The following is a 2,796-nucleotide window of genomic DNA, read 5'->3' as shown; positions in this document are numbered from 1 at the left end:
GCCGCTCTTGATGTTGTATTGTTGTAAGAGATATGCTGCCAGGTGATCAGAGCTGTCATCGAGTGCTTTATAGGAGATATTCCCATCCTCCCATAGAAGCGCCTTTGCTTGAGGATTACGTGCAGCCTGTTCGCGGAACAACTTAACCACAGATTGATATCCGTTATAGAGTTCGGGTACGGTATTAAACTCATTTAAAAGCAGCTGCCGCTCTGCATTACTGATATAATCCAACCGGCTGATTACCTGTTGCCGGTTAGTAATGACAGCTGCCATGATCCCTTCCAGGTGATCAAACATCCGCTCGATAGTAGCGGCTTCAAACAGGTCGGTATTATACTCCATCAGCAAATTGAGCCCATCCGGCGATTCGATGAAAATAAACGTCAGATCAAATTTGCTGACAGGCTGGGTTGTATTGTCAGAAGGTGTGATCTTAAGCCCTCCAACGATCATCCCATGGCCAAGTTGTCTTTCTTTATTATCATGATAATCTATCAGTACATCGAACAGCGGACTGCGGCTTATATCCCTTTGCAGCTGCAGGTCCTCGATCAGTTGATCAAAAGGGTATTCCTGGTGTTGATAGGCTTCCAGTGTGCATTGCCTGGTGTGCTGAAGAAGCTCTTCGAACGTCATACCCTCACGGGGCTGAAGCCGTAAAGCAAGAGGATTCAGGTAAAACCCCACCTGTCCATCCAGATCGGCATGTTCCCTTCCGGCAATCGGGCTTCCAATGATCATATCCTGTTGTCCGCTATAGTGATAGAGGAGGCTTGCAACAGAAGCGAGCAGTCCCATAAATAAGGTGGCGTCCTGGCTGCGGCAGACTGATCTTAGCTCATCGGCAAGCTGGGGCCTGATGCGCTTGTTGATGCTGCTGCCTTTGTACGTTTTTACAGCTGGTCTGCTTTTATCGGCCGGAAGTTCAAGTACAGGCAACTGACCTTCCAATTGTCTGATCCAGTACTGCCTGTGAGGCAGGAAACCCTTTTCGGCTAACTGTTGTTGCTGCCAACAGGCATAGTCCTTATATTGTATGGTTAAGGGAACGAGTGAAGGCTGCGCTCCCTTCACATAGGCTTTATAGCAATGCAGCAGTTCCCGGATGAGGATATCAACAGACCATCCGTCGCTACAGATATGGTGCATCACAAAAGTGAATATCCAGCGTGCGCTATCTACCTGGTATAAGGATACCCGCATCAAAGGTCCTTTACGAAGATCAAAAGCTTGCTGCAGGTCCTGCCGGATAAATTGCTGCACTACGTCCTCATGATCTTGTTGCAGGTCTTTATAAGTTATCTGGAAAGCTGCAGTGGCTACTTCGGCTGGAAGAATAACCTGTCTTGGCAATCCTTGTTCATTCTGACGGAATACCGTACGCAGACTTTCATGGCGATGTATCAGCGTGCTGAATGAACGGGAAATTGCATTCATATCCAGCGCGCCTTCAAAGCTGAATACTGCTGGCATATTATAGGCTACACTGCCTTCATTGAACTGGCATAGCATCCACAACCTTCGCTGTGCGGATGAAAGCGGATAATCAACTTGTTCCTGAACTACAGGGATATTGGAACTAACGGCCGGTCTTTCAGTATGCTGGCTGTTATTTTTAAGCATCTGAAATAGCTCTGCTTTTCTTTCCCGTATCTCGGCAATTAATCCGGGATCTACCTCACTGTCGCTGGCAAACACTTTCAACTCTCCATCCACTATTTTCAGGTAGATATTGTTATCCCTTATTCTGCTCAGGAAGTCTTTCATATTTCTATCTGTATTAACGTTTTTCTGTTTTGTTGCTGTTCGCTTTGGTGTATTACAAACATTATCTGCTCACCAATATTTTCTACTGTTTGTGCAATAAAAATGCTTTGAATATTAAGCCGCACTGAGAAGGTGCTGTTGATCCTTGAGACAAGCTGTATGGCTTTTAAACTGTGTCCTCCGAGGTCGAAGAAATTGTCTTTAACACCGATTCGTTCTTTCCCCAGGATATCCTGCCAGATATTTATAAGTTGTTGCTCTGTGTCATTGCGTGGTGGCACATAGGTTGCGCAACCCGCCACACTGATGCCTTCAGGCTGTGGCAGCTGTTTTTTATCTACTTTCCCGTTGGCATTAAGCGGAAGCAAGTCCAGTTGCACGTAATGATCAGGCAGCATATAGACTGGAAGTTTTTGGGTTAAATGATCTCTGAGGGCGCCGATATTGAGCTGCTCAGTGGCTACCAGGTAGGCTGCCAGTTCAGCTTCCCCGGCTTTATTGGGTCTGGCGGCCACTGCGGCATCGATAATACCCGGAAAAGTTTGCAAACATTTTTCAATTTCCGCCGGCTCAATACGATATCCCCTGATCTTGACCTGTTCATCCATTCGTCCGAGGAATTCAATATTGCCGTCCGGTAGCCACCTTCCGAGGTCTTTTGTCCTGTACATGCGTTCTCCCGGCCTGAAAGGGTTAGGGACGAATTTTTCAGCGCTGAGCTCCGGTTGATGAAGATATCCTCGTGCCAGTCCCGAGCCGGCAATACAGATCTCCCCACTAACACCGATGGGTTGCAATGCGCCACTATCGCTGAGAATAAATACCTGGCGATTACGTAATGGTTTTCCAATGGGTACCGTAGCGCCGGTAAGTGCTCCTGCCCGGGTGCTAAATATGGTGGCTGAGATCGTCGCCTCCGTGGGCCCGTACTTATTGTAAAAGGATACCGTCCTGAATTTTTCCTGCAGCGATACCGGACAGCTTTCCCCGGCTGAGATCACTCTTTTCAGGCTATGGCCGTCTGGT

General features: G+C 47.6%; 2 protein-coding genes. Both read right to left on the bottom strand.

The features are described 5' to 3' along the window. Window positions 1–1,770: condensation domain-containing protein (locus tag Q0577_RS00290; protein WP_298731634.1), on the bottom strand; the 1,770-nt coding region annotated here is incomplete at its 3' end. Next, a partial coding sequence (locus Q0577_RS00285) for a non-ribosomal peptide synthetase (protein ID WP_298731632.1) occupies window positions 1,767–2,796 on the bottom strand: 1,030 nt, incomplete at its 5' end. The genes Q0577_RS00285 and Q0577_RS00290, both read right to left, overlap by 4 nt.

The organism is uncultured Chitinophaga sp. (genome assembly GCF_937898475.1).
Lineage (GTDB): Bacteria > Bacteroidota > Bacteroidia > Chitinophagales > Chitinophagaceae > Chitinophaga.
This window is presented reverse-complemented; position numbering and strand designations above follow the sequence as displayed.